The organism is Curtobacterium flaccumfaciens pv. betae, from assembly GCF_026241855.1.
GTDB lineage: Bacteria > Actinomycetota > Actinomycetes > Actinomycetales > Microbacteriaceae > Curtobacterium > Curtobacterium flaccumfaciens.
In genome coordinates this window covers 3,681,780-3,697,705 of the sequence record NZ_JAPJDC010000001.1, presented here as the reverse complement: position 1 = coordinate 3,697,705, position 15,926 = coordinate 3,681,780, and the positions used below count along the sequence as shown (strand labels likewise).

Sequence of the window (15,926 nt, the reverse complement as noted above, 5' to 3'; positions counted from 1 at the left end):
GTCGCGCTCGTCTCCAGGGGTCGTGTCGTGCGTTCGCTGCCGGACGAGGGTGCGTCCTGCGGGGTCGGACATGCCGTGGCGTCCTCGGCGACCGCACTCGGGACCAGGTCGTCGCCGGCGGATCGTCGGTGGCTCCGGGGGCTTCGTCGACGCCTCGTTGCCGCGGAGGTTCCCACAGGGTTGTCCACAGTGTTGTCCACGACCACCTCGAGCCGTCCGACAGGAGTACTTCCCTGTCGTACCGGCCATCGGGGGGATCGATCACACCACTGTAAAGGACCGGACCGAGTCCCACCGAACGGAAGTTGTCCCCAATGTGGAGAATGGGCTCGAGGGGCGCCGGACCCGGCGGCGACGGCGCGACCGCTCCGAGCGGGGTTTGACCTGCTCGCCGCTGTCACGTACCGTTAACCAGTTGACTGCGGCCCTTTGGTCGCGCCCATCTGCGTCGTTCGACACCCGGACGGCTACACATACGTGACGGCTCGCCGCGAGCAGCCGTGTGGAGAACATCATGAGCAAGCGCACCTTCCAGCCGAACAACCGCCGCCGCGCCAAGAAGCACGGCTTCCGCCTCCGCATGCGGACGCGTGCCGGCCGCGCCATCCTGTCGGCGCGTCGCGCCAAGGGCCGTACCGAGCTCTCGGCCTGATCAGGCTCATCGCCTGATCCGGTCCTCGGTCTGACCCCGGCGTCGCAGTGTTGGCCAGCGCCAACCGCATCGTGCGCGGGGATGACTACCGGAACGTCGTGCGTCGTGGTCGCAAGAGCGCCACGGCGCACGTCGTCGTGTCCGTGGTCCGTCAGCCGGCGGATCGCAACGGACCGACGCGGTTCGGCTTCATCGTCGCGAAGGCGGTGGGCAACGCCGTGACGCGGAACCTGATCAGGCGGCGGCTCAAGGCGATCGCGCACGACCTGCTCGTCGAGTGCCCTCAGGGCTTCGACGTGGTGGTCCGTGTACTGCCAGCCGCATCGCAGGCCGGATGGCCTACCCTGCTCGAAGACGTCACGCGCTCCTTCGCGCGCGGGGTGGAGAAGGCAGCATGAACCGCACTCTGTGGACCCGGCTTGCCTGGGTCATCGCGTTGCTCCCACGCAACGCGTGCGTCGTCGTGCTCCGGGCCTACCGTGCTGTGATCTCCCCGCTGTACGGCAACGTCTGCCGCTACCACCCGTCGTGCTCCCGGTACGCCCTCGAGGCGATCCAGCAGTACGGCGTCGTGCGCGGATCCGCCATGGGCGCCTGGCGCATCGCCCGTTGCAACCCCTGGGCTGCTGGCGGCATCGACGACGTCAAGGAACGCCGTCACCCGTTCGTCGTCAACCGGTTCGGGTTCGTCCTCGCGCCGATCCCGCAGCAGCCGCACCCCGCGGTCGGAACGGTTCGGCCGGTCCTGCTCCCCCAGCGCACTCGAAAGGCGTAGCCGTCCCCATGGACATCATCGGAACGATCCTCTGGCCGCTCAAGTGGGTGGTCTCGGCCATCCTCGTCGGCTTCCACTGGATCTTCGAGAACCTCGGCATGGACCCGAACGAGGGCATCACGTGGGTGCTCTCGATCATCTTCCTGACGTTCGTCGTCCGCGCGGCGTTGATCCCGATCTTCGTCCGGCAGATCAAGTCGCAGCGCCGCATGCTCGAGGTCGCGCCGCAGCTGAAGAAGATCCAGGACAAGTACAAGGGCAAGAAGGACCAGTTCTCGCGTGAGGCCATGAGCCGCGAGACGATGGCGCTCTACAAGGAGACCGGGACCAACCCGCTCAGCTCCTGCCTGCCGCTGCTGCTGCAGATGCCGATCTTCTTCTCGCTGTACTCGGTGCTGCACGAGGCCCAGATCAACAAGACGGGCATCGGCCTGCTGACGAACGACCTCGCGGGCTCGTTCGGCAACGCGGCCCTGTTCGGCGCTCCGCTGCACGAGACGTTCACGAACGCCTCCGGGTGGGAGGTCCGTGCGATCGCGGGCTTCATGATCGTCGTGATGACGGCGTCGCAGTTCATCACGCAGCTGCAGCTCGTCGCCAAGAACATGTCGCCGGAGACCAAGGAGTCTCCGATGTACCGCCAGCAGAAGATGATGCTGTACATCCTCCCGCTGGTCTTCGTGATCTCGGGTCTGAGCTTCCCCCTCGGCGTCATGTTCTACTGGCTGGCCTCGAACCTCTGGACGATGGCGCAGCAGTACTTCGTCATCCGGAGCATGCCGACGCCGGGCTCCGAAGCAGCACTGGCCCGTGAAGCCCGCCTGGCCAAGAAGGCACAGCGTCGCGGGACCGCCACCCCGGTGCTCGCCGAGGCCGGCGCCGGCGCCGGTGCGACGGAGATCGAGCCCGTGCGCGTCACCACCCAGCGTCAGCAGCCGGTCGGCAAGCAGCGCCAGAAGAAGAACGGGAAGAAGTAAGTGACCGAGCAGGACACCGCAGCCGCCGTCCAGGCGACGGACACCGAGACGACGGACACCGAGATCGAGGACGCCCGCGACGAAGCGGACATCGCGGCTGACTACATCGAGGAGCTCCTCGACATCTGCGACCTCGACGGCGACATCGAGATCGAGGAACGCGCCGGTCGTGTGTACCTGTCGGTCACCGATGACGGCGAGGCACTCCGAGTGCTGTCGAAGCCCGACACCGTGACGGCACTGCAGGAGCTGACCCGGATCGCCGTGCAGGCAGAGACCGGCGAGTTCAGCCGGCTCATCCTCGACGTCGGCGGCTCGCGGGACGCCCGTGCTGACGAGCTGCAGCGGCTCGTGGACACCGCCGTCGAGCGCATCGAAGCCGGTTCGTCGTCGGCTGCACTCCCCCCGATGTCGTCCTACGAGCGCAAGCTCGTGCACGACCTGGTCGCTGAGAAGGGCTTCCACTCGGAGTCCGAGGGTGAGGGTCGGGACCGCCACACGGTCGTCACCCGATGACGGACGCACCCGTCCCGACCGAGGCCGCACCGGTGCTCGAGGCTGAGCCTGCAGCGGCCGCAGCACTCTTCGGTGACCAGATCGAGGGTGCTCGCTCGTTCACGAACGAACTTGCGCGACGGGGTGAGGAGTTGGGCCTGATCGGCCCGCTCGAGCTCCCCCGGTTGTGGACACGACACATCCTCAATTCGGCGTTGCTTGCACCGCTCCTGGAGGCCCGTGGTCGCGTTGCCGACGTCGGCTCCGGGGCAGGGCTGCCGGGTCTCGTGCTCGCGATCGCCCGTCCGGACGTCGAGTTCGTCCTCATCGAGCCGATGGAGCGTCGGACGGATTGGCTTCGTGCCGAGTCCGATCGGCTCGGCCTGCAGAACGTCACGGTGCTCCGCGGGCGTGCTGAGGACGTCGCTGACGATGTCGTCGTCGACCAGGTCACCGCACGGGCCGTGAGTGCCCTGTCAAAGCTCATCCCGCTCACCGTGCCCCTGGTGCGCTCGGGCGGGCAGCTCATCCTGATGAAGGGTGCGCGGGTCGACGAAGAGATCGAGAAGGCCCGAAAGGTCATCCTCCGGAAGCGCCTCTCCGATGTCGAGGTGCTCGAGCTCGGAGAAGGTGTGGTCGACGAGACCACCCGCGTCTTCCGGGCTACAGTTGACTGACGCTGCGGCTCGGGCCGGGACATCCGGCCGCCAGTGGCTCCGCGTTCCACGTGAAACATCGAACCGGGGAAGAGGCACTCGTTGAGTTCATCGACCGACTACGACGCGTCGACACCGCTCGCTCGCGAGATCGCCGACCTGAACCGTCGCCGGCGCGCGATCGCCACGCAGCAGTTCCCGCTGCCTTCCGAGACACGGATCATCACCGTCTCGAACCAGAAGGGTGGCGTCGGCAAGACGACGACGACGGTGAACCTGGCCGCTGGTCTCGCGCATGGCGGCGCTCGGGTGCTGGTGATCGACCTCGACCCGCAGGGCAACGCCTCGACGGCGCTCGGCGTGGACCACCAGGCGGAGGTCGCGAGCATCTACGACGTGATCGTCGATGAGGCACCGATGGCCGACACCGTGCAAGCCTCCCCCGAGTCGGACACGCTCTGGTGTGTGCCGGCCACGATCCACCTTGCGGGCGCCGAGATCGAACTCGTGTCACTGGTGGCCCGTGAGCAGCGCCTCCGGACTGCACTCGACATGTACCTGCAGTCGCTGGATGAGCCCTACCACTACGTCTTCATCGACTGCCCGCCGTCGCTGGGCCTCCTGACGATCAACGCCTTCGTTGCCGCACAAGAGGTACTCATCCCGATCCAGTGCGAGTACTACGCGCTCGAAGGACTGAGCCAGCTGCTTCGGAACATCGAACTGATCGAACGGCACCTCAACCCGAATCTCCAGGTCTCGACGATCCTGCTGACCATGTACGACAGCCGCACGAACCTGTCGAACCAGGTGGCGAATGACGTCCGTGAGCACTTCGGCGACCAGGTGCTCAAGGCCATGATCCCCCGCTCCGTCCGAGTGAGCGAAGCACCGAGCTACGGCCAGAGTGTCGTCGCCTACGACGTGAACTCCACCGGGTCGCTGTCCTACCTGGAAGCGGCCGCCGAGATCGCAGCACGAGGAGCGAAGCACTGATGGCACCGAAGCGAACCGGGCTCGGCCGAGGCATCGGCGCCCTGATCCCCACAGCAACCGACCAGCAGGACCGTCCCGTCGACGTGTTCTTCCCGACCGGAGGCTCGCCGGCATCCGCTCCGACGGCAGACGAGCTGGTGGCCGTGCCGGGAGCACGACTTGCAAACCTCAATCCGCTCGACGTGATCCCCAACGCGCAGCAGCCCCGGAAGGAGTTCCGCGAAGAGGAGCTCCAGGAGCTCGTCCACTCGATCCGTGAGATCGGTGTCCTGCAGCCCATCGTCGTCCGGCCGATCCCCGGCGCGACGGGTACCGAGCCGCAGTACGAGCTCATCATGGGTGAGCGTCGTCTGCGTGCTACGAAGGAACTCGGCCTGAGCACGATCCCGGCGATCGTGAAGGACACCCCCGACGACGCGATGCTGCGCGATGCACTGCTGGAGAACCTCCACCGTGCGCAGCTCAACCCCCTCGAGGAGGCATCGGCGTACCAGCAGCTCCTCGCGGACTTCGGGATCACCCAGGAACAGCTCGGACAGCGCATCGGCCGATCGCGCCCGCAGATCACGAACACGATCCGACTCCTGCGGCTCCCCTCCCCCGTGCAGCGTCGAGTGGCTGCAGGCGTGCTCTCCGCCGGACATGCTCGTGCCATCCTCGCCGCCCCGGACGCCGAGGCGATGGAGTACCTGGCCGAGAAGATCGTCAACGAGGACCTGTCCGTCCGTGCTGCTGAGGCGATCGCGCAGCAACTCTCCGCGAAGACGCCGCCGGCGAAGCCGAAGGTCGAGCCGTCCAAGCGCCAGGCACACTTCAACGATCTCGCTGAACGGCTCGGTGATCGCCTGAACACGCGGGTGAAGATCGCGGTCGGTGCTCGCAAGAGTTCGGTCACGATCGACTTCGCGAACGGCGATGACCTCAACCGGATCCTCGGCGAACTCGGAGTGCAGGACCTCGAGGGCTGAACCCATCGCTGTGCGGCCGTGTGCGGCGTTTTGAGCCCCCGTAATGGCCAGGCTGGGTCCGGATGAGGGTAGGTCGTTTCGTCGGCTCCAGCGGCTCCGTAGGTCGCTCGGGCGCGGTTGCAACAGGGCTGACCGCGGTTCGCCTCAGGTGAGATGGTGGTGTCGTGACCAACTGCGGCTCGCCCTTCACGCCATCGGTCCGAGGGACGTTCTACCGGGCCGTTGACCCGAGCTTCCGCGATGATCGCCCACAATGACGTCCAGCCCGAGGCCGTGGAGATCGTCGCGATCGACGTCGAAGCGTCCGGCATCGTCGACCTGCGCGATGTGAGCGCCGTGAAGGCAGTCGGCATCGACCTCGAGGACGCCTTGGCTCCTTGACAGAGCGTGACCGCCTTATCGAAGTTGGTACGAACGGCTTGATCGACCCATCCCGGAAGAGCCCGGGCTTCTGGCACCTGGTGCTGTTCCGGTGGAACGTGGCGGGCGCGCCGAGCGCCCGTCTGCTCGGCACCCAACGCCTCGGCGAGTGGAGCGACGTTCCACGTGGAACATCGAAGCGCGCCGACAGAGCAGGCGGGACACGATGTGCCGGTGTTCCACGTGGAACATCGGCTGCAGGGTCAGGCGCGGTGGTCGCGGATCGCCTGCTCGGCGAGCTCGGCGTAGGTCCAGCCGAGATCGAAACCGGAAGCCGACAGCGCCTGCGGAAGCAGTGACGTCTCAGTGAGCCCGGGGAGGACGTTGGCCTCGAGGAACCAGGGCGTCCCCGCCCCGTCGATGATCAGGTCGACACGGGACAGGTGGCGGAGTCCCAGAGCTGCGTGCGCGGCGACCGCAGCCTCCGCGGCTGCTCCGGCGAACTCGGCCGAGAGTCGCGCGGGCGTGTAGAAGGTCGTCTCCCCCGCGTTGTAGCGAGCCTCGAACCCGTAGATGCCGTTCCGCGGCACGATCTCCACGGCGGAGAGCGCCACGGGGCCGTCTCCGGTGTCGATGATCCCCACGGCGACCTCGGTGCCGCGGATGAGCTGCTCGACCACGACGTCGTCGCAGTACGTGTACGCCGTCACCATGGCCCGGGGCAGGTCCTTGACGTCGTTGACCAGGGTGACGCCCTGTGCGCTCCCGCCTCGCGCCGGCTTTACCGCGAGCGGCACCGGGTGCTCCGTCGCGATGGCCTCGAGGACACCGACGGCACCGAGCTCACGGAAGACGTCGTGGGAGAGCGTCACAGAACGAGGGGTGCGGACGCCGGCGCGGGCGACCAACGCTGACGCTGTGGGCTTGTCCCATGCCAACCGGGCCGACGTCGAACGTGAGCCGACGAACGGGATGTCCACGGCCTCCAGGATGCCCCGCAGGGCCCCGTCCTCACCGGAGGCGCCGTGCAGTGCCGGCCACACAACGTCCGGGCGTGATTGGGCGAGAGCCGGCAGGAGCATCGCGTCAGCGTCGCGCAGGTCGACCTGCCAGCCGTAGCCGGTCAGTGAGTCGGCGACCCGACGGCCGGAGCGGAGGGAGACGTCGCGCTCGTGCGAGATGCCTCCGGCTACGACGACGACGTGACGACGGGTGAGCTCGGCCATGCGGGGTCCTCCGGTGTGGAACTGCGGTGCTGTGCGAGCAGCACTGAGGAAAAGCGCTGATCAGGAGATGTTCGGCGGCGGTGCGCTGACCGACGACGTCTGGCGGACCACGGTGTTCGGTTGGGTCGTCGGGCCGAACGTCTCGATCAGTTCGAGTTCGTCGTTGACGACGTTGGCCAGGCGCTTGACCCCCACGCGGATCTGGTCCGGCGTGGGGTAGCAGAACGACAGACGGATGTGTCCGCCTCCGCGTCCGTCGGCGTAGAAGGCCGTCCCAGGCGTGTACGCCACGAGCTCCTTGACCGCGCGCGGCAGCATGCCCTTGGAGTCGAGGGACTCGGGCAGGGTGAGCCACACGAAGAAGCCACCGTTCGGCTTGGTCCAGGACAGGTCGGGAAGGAACTCCCCCAGCGCGGACAGCATGGCGTCACGGCGCTCGGCGTAGATGCCCCGGAAGGTGTCGACCTGGCCCTTCCAGTCCGCCGCGTCGAGGTACGCGTTCACGACGTACTGGCCGAAGGAGTTCGGCGCGAGCACGGCCGACTCGTTGGCGAGCACGAGCTTCTCGCGGATGGCGTGCGGCGCGAGGGCCCAGCCGACGCGGAAGCCCGGTGCGAGGGTCTTCGAGAAGGAGCCGAGGTACACCACGCCCTCTTCGTCGATCGATCGGATCGCCTGCGGCGCCGGCTCGTCGAACCAGAGGAGCCCGTACGGGTTGTCCTCGAGCACGAGGATGTTGTTCGACCGGCAGATGTCGAGCACCTCGATGCGACGCTCGCGGCTCATCGTGACGCCGGCCGGGTTGTGGAAGTTCGGGATCGTGTAGAGGAACTTGATCCGCTTGCCCTGGGTGCGGAGGTTCGCGATCGCCTCGCGCAGCGCCTCGGGGACGAGACCGAGCTCGTCCGTCGTCACGTGCACCGTCTCGGCCTGGTACGACCGGAAGACCCCGATCGCGCCGACGTAGGACGGCGACTCGGCGAGCACGACGTCGCCCGGATCGATGAAGAGCCGGGTGACGAGGTCGAGGGCGTGCTGCGAGCCCGTCGTGACCACGACGTCCTCGGCGCTGGCCCGGATGCCCTCGAGGCTCATGACGTCCACGATGTGCTCGCGGAGGGACCGCAGGCCCTGTCCACCGCCGTACTGGAGGGCCATGGCGGAGTGCTCGGTCATGACACGGTCCAGGGAGCCCGTGACGAGCTCTCTGGGGAGCGCGGAGACGAACGGCATGCCGCCGGCCAGCGAGACCACTTCGGGCCGCGAGGCGACGGCGAACAGGGCTCGGACCTCGGAGGCGCTCAGCCCGGCGGTGCGCTGGGCGTAGGAGTCGTACCAGGGGTCGAGGCTGTTGCCGTTCGTCATCGAGTGCTCCGTTCAGTGGGACATTCCCGCCACACTACGACATCGGCCCGGGGAACCAGGGTTCCGCGACGGGGCCGATCGTCATCCGGTGGCTCCGGACGAGAACGGCCCCGCTCTCCGGGGAGAGCGGGGCCGTTCGGCTGGGGCGACCTACGCGAGGAACTCGGCGAGGTCGGCCTCGAGCGCGGGCTTCGGCTTGGCGCCGATGACGGTCTTGACGACCTCGCCGCCCTTGAAGACCTTCATCGCCGGGATCGACGTGATCTGGTAGTTCATGGCCGACTGGGGGTTGTCGTCCACGTTGAGCTTCACGATCTCGATCTTGCCGGCGTGCTCTTCGGCGATCTGGTCGAGGATCGGCGAGACCGCGCGACACGGGCCACACCACTCGGCCCAGAAGTCGACGAGGATCGTCTTGTCGGACTTGAGGACCTCGTCCGAGAAGGTGGCGTCGGTGACAGCCTTGGCGTTGGACATGTGTGCTCCTTCGAGAAGTCGTTCAGGGGGTACAACGGCGATGCCGTCGTGGTATTCCGAGGCGGGTCAGGCCCGTGCGGCGATGACGTCGACCATCGCGGGCTCGGTCGGGGCGACGCCCTCGGCCTCGTCCGTCAGTGCGTCGTCGAGCTCGGCGAGGTACTTCTCGGCGTCGAGCGCGGCGACCGTGCCGGAACCGGCAGCCGTGATGGCCTGACGGTAGGTCGGGTCGATGACGTCACCGGCGGCGAAGACACCAGGCAGGTTGGTCTTCGACGAACGGCCCTGGACGGCGATGGTGCCCTCGGGCGCGATGTCGATCTGGCCGTGGATCAGGTGCGTGCGCGGGTCGTTGCCGATCGCGATGAACAGGCCGTCCAGCGCGAGCTCGGACTCCTCGCCCGTCACGGTGTCCTTGAGCGTGACGCCCTCGACCGCGGAGTCACCCTTGATGCCGGTGACTTCCTTGTTCCAGGCGAACTCGATCTTCGGGTCCTTCATCGCGCGGTCCTGCATGATCTTCGACGCACGCAGGGAGTCCTTGCGGTGGATGACCGTCACCTTGTCGGCGAAGCGGGTGAGGAACGTCGCCTCTTCCATCGCGGAGTCGCCGCCACCGACGACGGCGATGTTCTTCTGTCGGAAGAAGAAGCCGTCGCAGGTCGCGCACCACGAGACACCGTGGCCGGACAGGCGCTCTTCGTCGGGAAGGCCGAGGTGACGGTAGGCCGAGCCGGTGGCGTAGATGACCGCGAGGGCCTCGTACGTCTCGCCGGAGCCGACCGTGACCTTCTTGACCTTGCCGGTGAGGTCGACGGAGACGGCGTCGTCGTACAGGACCTCGGCACCGAACTTCTCGGCCTGTTCCTGCATCTTGATCATGAGGTCGGGGCCCTGGATCCCCTCGGGGAAGCCGGGGAAGTTCTCGACCTCGGTCGTCTTGGTGAGTTCACCGCCCGTCTCGACACTGGAGGCGACGATGAGCGGCTTGAGCTCTGCGCGCGCTGCGTAGATGCCGGCGGTGAACCCGGCCGGGCCGGAACCGATGATGATGAGCTGGCGCATGCCTGATTGCCCTTCCGTTGCGTCTGACCGGGTCAACCCATCGTACCGGTGAGGCATTCCACGCGGCCCGTGAGCGTGTGGTGCTCGGCTGGGATCAGCGGCCGAGCTTGCTGCGGAGCAACCGGACGGCATTGCCGATCTCGCCGTTCTTCGCGACGACGAGGGCTCCGAAGTACACGGCCGCCATCACCGCGCCGGCGAGGACGAGGGTGATGAGCGCTCCGGTGAAGTCGGCCATCGCGAAGCCGCTCGCCGAGAACGACCCGAAGAAGTTCACGACGAGGAGTCCCGCGACGCCCGCGATGAGCGCGGCGATGACGAACTGCACGTGCGAACGGGTGACCACCGGTCCTTCGATGCCACCGAGCCGCTTGCGGACGAGCACCAGGGCGACGATCGTCTGCGCGGTGCCCGCGAGTGTGGTGCAGGCTGCGATCGCGACACCGATCGCCTCGTTCGGGAGCGTGGTGACCGCGAGGGCGCCGATCACGAACAGCACCGACTGGACGCACTGCATGAGGAACGGCGTCCGGTGGTCGTGCATCGCCCAGAAGACGCGCTGGATGATGAACAACATGCTGAAGAGCACGAGCCCCGGCATGTAGGCCAGCAGGACCGCGCCGATCGACAGTGCCCCGTCGAAGGTGTTGGAGAACATGCGTCCGAACGGAACGGCGACGACCATCAGTGCGATGGAGGCGAAGACCGTGAACAGTCCGACGATCCGCAGCGAGAGCGACAGGTTCTTCCGGACGGCGCCGAGGTCGCCGCGTTCGGCATCGTGGCTCATCCGTGTGAAGTACGCGGTCGCGATGGAGACCGTGATGATCGAGTGCGGCAGCATGAAGAGCAGCCACGCGTTCTGCAGCACCGCATTGCCCGCGGCGCCGGATCCCAGCGATGCGACGCGCGACTGCACGATGCCCGCCAGCTGGGTGACGAGGATCATCGCGAAGAGCCACCCGGCCGCCGTGCCCGTCGACTTCAGGCCGACGCCGCGCCAGCGGAAGTCGGGTCGGAAGCTCAGGCCAGCCCGGCGCCAGAAGAACGGCAGGAAGGCGGCCTGAGCGAGCACGCCCAGGGTCGCACTGCCGGCGAGGACGGCGATCTTGAGCGGAGTCCAGTCGTCGACGCCGGAGTTCGCGGCCCTGCCACCGAACATGGCGATGAAGACCACCAGCCCGGCGATCGAGATGACGTTGTTGATGAGGGGCGCCCACGTGAACGGGCCGAACACCTGCTTGGCGTTCAGGACCTCGCCGAGCAGGGAGTACATCGCGTAGAAGAGGATCTGCGGAAGGCACCAGAACGCGAACGCCACCGCGAGGTCGATCTGACCGGGCGTGAACCCCTTGCCCTCGCCTGAAGCGGTCTGCGCGTACACCTGCACGAGCAGCGGGGCGATCAGGGTCGCCACGAGGGCGATGACGATGAACAGGGAACCGCCGAGCGTCACGATCTTGTTGACGTAGGCCGTGCCACCGTCGGTGTGCTGCTTCATCGCACGGACGATCTGCGGGATGAGCACGGCGGACAACAGGCCACCCGCGATCAGCGCGTAGATGTTGTTCGGGAGCTGGTTGGAGACCGCGAACGCATCCGCCGCCGGTGACTGCGTCTGACCGATCGCGTACGCCAGCACGAAGGTCTTCGCGAAGCCGAGGATGCGCGACAGCATCGTGCCGGCGGCGAGCATCGCGCTCGCCCGGCCGAGGCTGCGCTCGGCGACCGGCTCGGCGTCGACGTCGGGCTGGGGCTGGCTGGCGCTGATGGTCGGCTCCTCGGGGTCGCGGTCGTCCGCGACGGTGCTGCGTGCGGCGTCGGACGGGAGGCCCGGCTCGGCTCCGGCACGCGCGATGGCGTCGTGCAGGGGGCCCTGGTCCACCGCAGCGGCCGGCGCTGCGGTCGCCACCCCGGCGGTGGACGCGGCCACGCTGGGAGCGGGGGCCGCTCCGGAGGGGTGATCCGTGCCTCCAGGCCGGGTGGTTGCCGCCTGAGTGCCCCCGACCGTCGGCTGGACCGCCAGGGGGCGGTTCGGGTCGTCGTCGTCCTCGTCGTCGAGCTCGCCGTTGCGGCGACGGATGCGCTTGCGGATGCTGCGGAAGATGCCGAAGCCGAAGATGCCGATCAGGGCGATCGCAGCGACCGCGGTGATGACCGTCTCCCACTGGGCCTGCACGTTCAGCTCGACGGTCGCGGGCTGGGCCACGGCGACGCCGGTCGGGCTCGAGAGCGACATCGTCAGCTCGACCTTGCCGTTCGCGACCGACTGTACGGGGACGGTGGCGCGGGTGGAGGAGTCGGGCTGGATCTCGACGACGATGTCGTTGCGGACCACCCGCAGCGCCGAGTTGGACGGTTGCACGGACAGGTGCACCGTGACCGGGTAGTCGGAGCTGTTGCGGATGGACACCGGCAGGGACGACCGGTCGCCGAGCAGGGTGAGGCTGCTCGAGTCGACGATGCCGACCTCGGTGGTGGTCTTCGCCCAGGCGGCCGTGCGGGCCTCGACCGCGGCGGCGAGCCCCTGGTCGTCGTCGCGCCACGCGTTCGAGGCGAGCGCGAGCAGACGGAGCCGGGCCGGCGCGGTCAGCTGGTTCGGGTCGTCGAGGATCGTCGCGAACGCGGAGAGCCCCTGTTCTCCGCGCACGAGTCGCCGGAGCTGGTCGATGCGGGCCTCGCCGGTGGACGCGCTGGCGAGCGTGAGCGACCCGGCGACGGCCTTCGAAGCGGTGGAGAGGTCGGCCGGGGCGACCCAGGCGGTGCTCTCGAGGGCGTCCAGCGCCTGGCTGAGCCGCGTGGAGTCAGACGGCCACTCGCGTCCGAGGGTGAGCAGGATCGGGCCCGTGGCGGTCGCTGCACGGGCCGAGGTGGCCAGCGTCGCGGTGAGCTCGGACATCGCCGACGAGAAGGTCTGCCGGTCGGTGGCGGCCGCGGCTCGGCGGAGCATCGACGACATCGACTGGTCGGAGACGAGCACGTGGTCGTCGCCGATCTTCTCGGACGCCGTGATGGTGGTGTCCGCGCCGGCCGAGGTGTTGCCGCTCGAGACGATGGTGGTCTTCGTGCCGGCACGCTCGAGCGCGGGCAGGTCGGCGGAGGACACGGTGCCTTCGGTCGGCCAGGCGATCGAGTCCATCGAGTACGGGAAGTCGAGCAGGGACTCCGTGGTCGGCAGGGTCTCCTGCGCCTGGTCGGCGGCGTCGCCGGTCGTGGCGCCGTCGGTCGAGGTCTCGGTGGGTGCCGGGGACGAGGTCTGCCCCGGCGTGGCCGTCGGTGTCGGGGCTGGGGTCTCGGCGCCGGGGAAGTTCTCGGACTCGACGGACTGGTCGAGGGAGATCGGCGAGAGAATTCCATCTGACCCGGCTTGGCGGAGGCCGGTGACGTCAGCGTCGGCGTAGGACAGTGCGAAGGTCTCGTTGCGCAGTGCTTCGAGACGCTGCAGCCAGGTGGTCGCGCTCGACGGGGCGTTGTCGCCGAGGAGCCGGATCGAGGCGATGATCCGCGGGTCGACGGCCACGGCGACGTTGTGGTCCTCGGCCGCGTCGAGCTGTTGCGTGAGGGTGCCGTCCACCGAGGTCGCGGCAGCCAGCACCGGGGCGGTGAGGACGCCGTCGGTCGACTTGGGCACCGTGACCGGCATCGCGACGGAGACGCTGACCGGGGCCTGTTCGAAGTCCGGGTACCAGGTGATCGCGGAGCGGTCGACGGCGAAGGCGTCACCCGCCGTGTACTCGGCAGCGATGCGGCGGGCACCGAACGAGGGGTACCCGCCGAGGGCGACGTTGCCGGAGACGATGTCCACCGAGTCGATCGAGACCGAACGGTGTGCCGGGATCGCCGGGATGTCCACGGAGTCCATCTCTGCGCCGAGGTAACCCGTTGTGGTGGTGTCGGCAAGCCAGCCGGCGAGGACGTCGCGCGTGCTCACCGACCGGAAGATCCGGAAGTCTGCGGTCCCGGCGGGCAGGGCCGCGTCGGTGTCGTTCGTGACGGTGACCGAGAGGGTGAGGTCCTGGTCGCGCTGGACGACGCCGCGGTTCGCCGGGGCGATCGAGATGGTCGCCTTGCCCGCGTCGGCGGCGGCGGGATCGGCCACGTGGCTCTTGGCGGCTGATGTCGTGGACGCCGAGGCGTGATCGGTGGCGACGGGCGCGACGACCAGGCCGAGCGCGACGAGGGTCGACGCGGCTGCGGCGAGCGTGGTGCGGAGCATCTGCATACGGGGAGCGGGCCACGGGGTCGGTTCGGGCCGAGCACGAGTGTATGAGGCGCGACCATGAACAGGTCCCGTGCGCGCGCGGCTTGTGGAGAACTCGGGGCCTCGATCTGGGAGGATGAGCACCGTCATGCAGTCCGTTGCCCAGGCCGTCGAACGACTCGACGCACTCGCCACCACCGAGCCCGTCGACCTCCTCGCTCGGGCCTTCGCCGACGCCGGACACGAACTCGCCCTCGTCGGCGGCCCCGTCCGTGACGCGTTCCTCGGCCGTCCGGTGACCGATCTGGACTTCACCACCGACGCCCGGCCGGACGACATCCTGCGGATCGTCGAGCCCATCGCGAGCGCCACGTGGGACGTCGGTCGCCAGTTCGGCACCATCGCCGCACGGGTCGCCGGCGAGCAGGTCGAGATCACCACGTACCGCAGCGACGTCTACGACGGCGAGACCCGCAAGCCCGAGGTCGCGTTCGGCGACACCATCGAGGACGACCTGCTCCGTCGCGACTTCACCGTCAACGCGATGGCCCTGCGGCTGCCGGCCCGCGAGCTCGTCGACGTGCACGGCGGCGTCGAGGACCTGCTCGCCGCACGGCTCCGGACGCCCCAGACCGCGGTCGTCTCGTTCCGCGACGACCCCCTGCGGATGATGCGCGCCGCACGGTTCACCTCCCAGCTCGGCTTCACCGTCGACGACGACGTGCGGGCCGCGATGCAGGAGCTCGTCGCGTCGATCGACATCGTGTCTGCCGAGCGAGTCCGCGACGAGCTCGTCAAGCTGCTCAACACGGACGATCCGGTCCCCGGTCTCCGGCTGCTCGTCGACACCGGACTCGCCGAGCGGTTCCTGCCCGAGCTGCCCGAGATGCGGCTCGAGGTCGACGAGCACCACCACCACAAGGACGTCTACGAGCACTCGCTCACCGTGCTCGAGCAGGCCATCGGGTACGAGGCCGAGCGGCACGCCGGGGATCCCCCGGACACCGTGCTGCGGCTCGCGGCGCTGCTGCACGACATCGGCAAGCCCGCGACGCGCAAGCTCGAGCCCGGCGGTGCCGTGAGCTTCCACCACCACGACCTGGTCGGTTCGAAGATGGCGAAGAAGCGACTCCGTGCGCTCCGCTTCGACAACGACACCATCGCCGCGGTCTCCCGCCTGATCGAGCTGCACCTGCGCTTCTTCGGGTACACCGAGGGCGCCTGGACCGACTCCGCCGTCCGCCGCTACGTCCGTGACGCCGGACCCCAGCTCGAACGGCTGCACGAGCTCACCCGTTCGGACGTCACCACCCGCAACCGCCGCAAGGCCGACCGGCTGGCGTTCGCCTACGACGACCTCGAGGACCGCATCAAGACCCTCTCCGAGCAGGAGGAACTGGAGTCGATCCGTCCGGACCTGACCGGCGACGACATCATGCGGATCCTCGACATCCCGCCGGGGCGTGCCGTGGGCGAGGCGTACCGGTTCCTGCTCGAGGCCCGGATGGACGAAGGACCCCTCGGGCCGGAGACGGCCGAGGAGCGCCTGCGCGAGTGGTGGAGCGCCCGAGGCGACGCCAGTGCCTGAGACACCGGCGCCTGAGACGCGACCGCCTGACGGGCGGGACCGTTCTCCACAGGCCGGTGGCGCGCCTCCAGGCAGTCCGGTAGGCTACCCAGGTTGCCCCTCGCGCACCTGCGTGGTCTGGGGCA

Annotated in this window: 15 protein-coding genes; 10 read left to right on the top strand and 5 right to left on the bottom strand. The window is 68.5% G+C overall.

The genetic code is table 11. The features are described 5' to 3' along the window. Window positions 1–514 precede the first annotated feature (514 nt). The 9 genes from rpmH to ORG17_RS17465 all read left to right on the top strand — a co-directional run bounded on the left by rpmH (window position 515) and on the right by ORG17_RS17465 (window position 5,900). Entirely contained in the window at window positions 515–652 is a 138-nt protein-coding gene (gene rpmH / locus ORG17_RS17505; protein WP_022889115.1) for a 50S ribosomal protein L34, read from the top strand. A gap of 47 nt (window positions 653–699) precedes the next feature. Further along, window positions 700–1,050, top strand: coding sequence for a ribonuclease P protein component (gene rnpA, locus ORG17_RS17500; protein ID WP_214526525.1), 351 nt, complete (start codon window positions 700–702; stop codon window positions 1,048–1,050). Further along, window positions 1,047–1,427 (top strand): membrane protein insertion efficiency factor YidD, encoded by a 381-nt coding sequence (gene yidD / locus ORG17_RS17495; protein ID WP_071248636.1) that lies wholly within the window; start codon window positions 1,047–1,049, stop codon window positions 1,425–1,427. Before rnpA ends, yidD begins: the two co-directional genes overlap by 4 nt. Before the next feature lie 8 nt (window positions 1,428–1,435). Then, the gene (gene yidC / locus ORG17_RS17490) at window positions 1,436–2,404 is read left to right on the top strand and encodes a membrane protein insertase YidC (RefSeq protein ID WP_214524603.1); all 969 of its coding nucleotides are present in this window, start codon (window positions 1,436–1,438) and stop codon (window positions 2,402–2,404) included. Beyond that, window positions 2,405–2,920, top strand: coding sequence for a Jag family protein (locus ORG17_RS17485; RefSeq protein WP_027466912.1), 516 nt, complete (start codon window positions 2,405–2,407; stop codon window positions 2,918–2,920). It begins immediately after the preceding gene. Next, a complete protein-coding gene (gene rsmG, locus ORG17_RS17480; RefSeq protein ID WP_051597032.1) occupies window positions 2,917–3,576 on the top strand; it encodes a 16S rRNA (guanine(527)-N(7))-methyltransferase RsmG in 660 nt (219 codons plus the stop codon). Before ORG17_RS17485 ends, rsmG begins: the two co-directional genes overlap by 4 nt. Window positions 3,577–3,657: 81 nt before the next feature. Continuing rightward, window positions 3,658–4,551 (top strand): ParA family protein, encoded by an 894-nt coding sequence (locus ORG17_RS17475; RefSeq protein ID WP_284731079.1) that lies wholly within the window; start codon window positions 3,658–3,660, stop codon window positions 4,549–4,551. Then, the gene (locus tag ORG17_RS17470; protein WP_214526524.1) at window positions 4,551–5,519 is read left to right on the top strand and encodes a ParB/RepB/Spo0J family partition protein; all 969 of its coding nucleotides are present in this window, start codon (window positions 4,551–4,553) and stop codon (window positions 5,517–5,519) included. Before ORG17_RS17475 ends, ORG17_RS17470 begins: the two co-directional genes overlap by 1 nt. A 240-nt stretch (window positions 5,520–5,759) precedes the next feature. Beyond that, entirely contained in the window at window positions 5,760–5,900 is a 141-nt protein-coding gene (locus ORG17_RS17465) for a hypothetical protein (protein ID WP_214526523.1), read from the top strand. Between the two features lie 242 nt (window positions 5,901–6,142). Here ORG17_RS17465 and ORG17_RS17460 read toward each other — a convergent pair whose 3' ends face one another. The 5 genes from ORG17_RS17460 to ORG17_RS17440 form a co-directional block, all read right to left on the bottom strand. Then, window positions 6,143–7,105 carry a D-alanine--D-alanine ligase family protein gene (locus ORG17_RS17460; protein WP_214526522.1) on the bottom strand — a complete coding sequence of 321 codons (963 nt, stop codon included), beginning with the start codon at window positions 7,103–7,105 and terminating at the stop codon, window positions 6,143–6,145. A 60-nt stretch (window positions 7,106–7,165) separates the two neighbouring features. Beyond that, entirely contained in the window at window positions 7,166–8,470 is a 1,305-nt protein-coding gene (locus ORG17_RS17455; RefSeq protein ID WP_214526521.1) for an aminotransferase-like domain-containing protein, read from the bottom strand. Between the two features lie 150 nt (window positions 8,471–8,620). Beyond that, a complete protein-coding gene (gene trxA, locus ORG17_RS17450; protein WP_017887828.1) occupies window positions 8,621–8,947 on the bottom strand; it encodes a thioredoxin in 327 nt (108 codons plus the stop codon). A 66-nt stretch (window positions 8,948–9,013) separates the two neighbouring features. Further along, a complete protein-coding gene (gene trxB / locus ORG17_RS17445) occupies window positions 9,014–10,012 on the bottom strand; it encodes a thioredoxin-disulfide reductase (protein WP_214526520.1) in 999 nt (332 codons plus the stop codon). 94 nt (window positions 10,013–10,106) lie between these two features. Then, entirely contained in the window at window positions 10,107–14,234 is a 4,128-nt protein-coding gene (locus ORG17_RS17440) for a DUF6049 family protein (protein WP_250892216.1), read from the bottom strand. A 127-nt stretch (window positions 14,235–14,361) separates the two neighbouring features. On the opposite strand from ORG17_RS17440, the gene ORG17_RS17435 reads away from it, so the two are divergent. Then, entirely contained in the window at window positions 14,362–15,801 is a 1,440-nt protein-coding gene (locus ORG17_RS17435) for a CCA tRNA nucleotidyltransferase (RefSeq protein WP_111057375.1), read from the top strand. The last annotated feature ends 125 nt before the right edge of the window (window positions 15,802–15,926 follow it).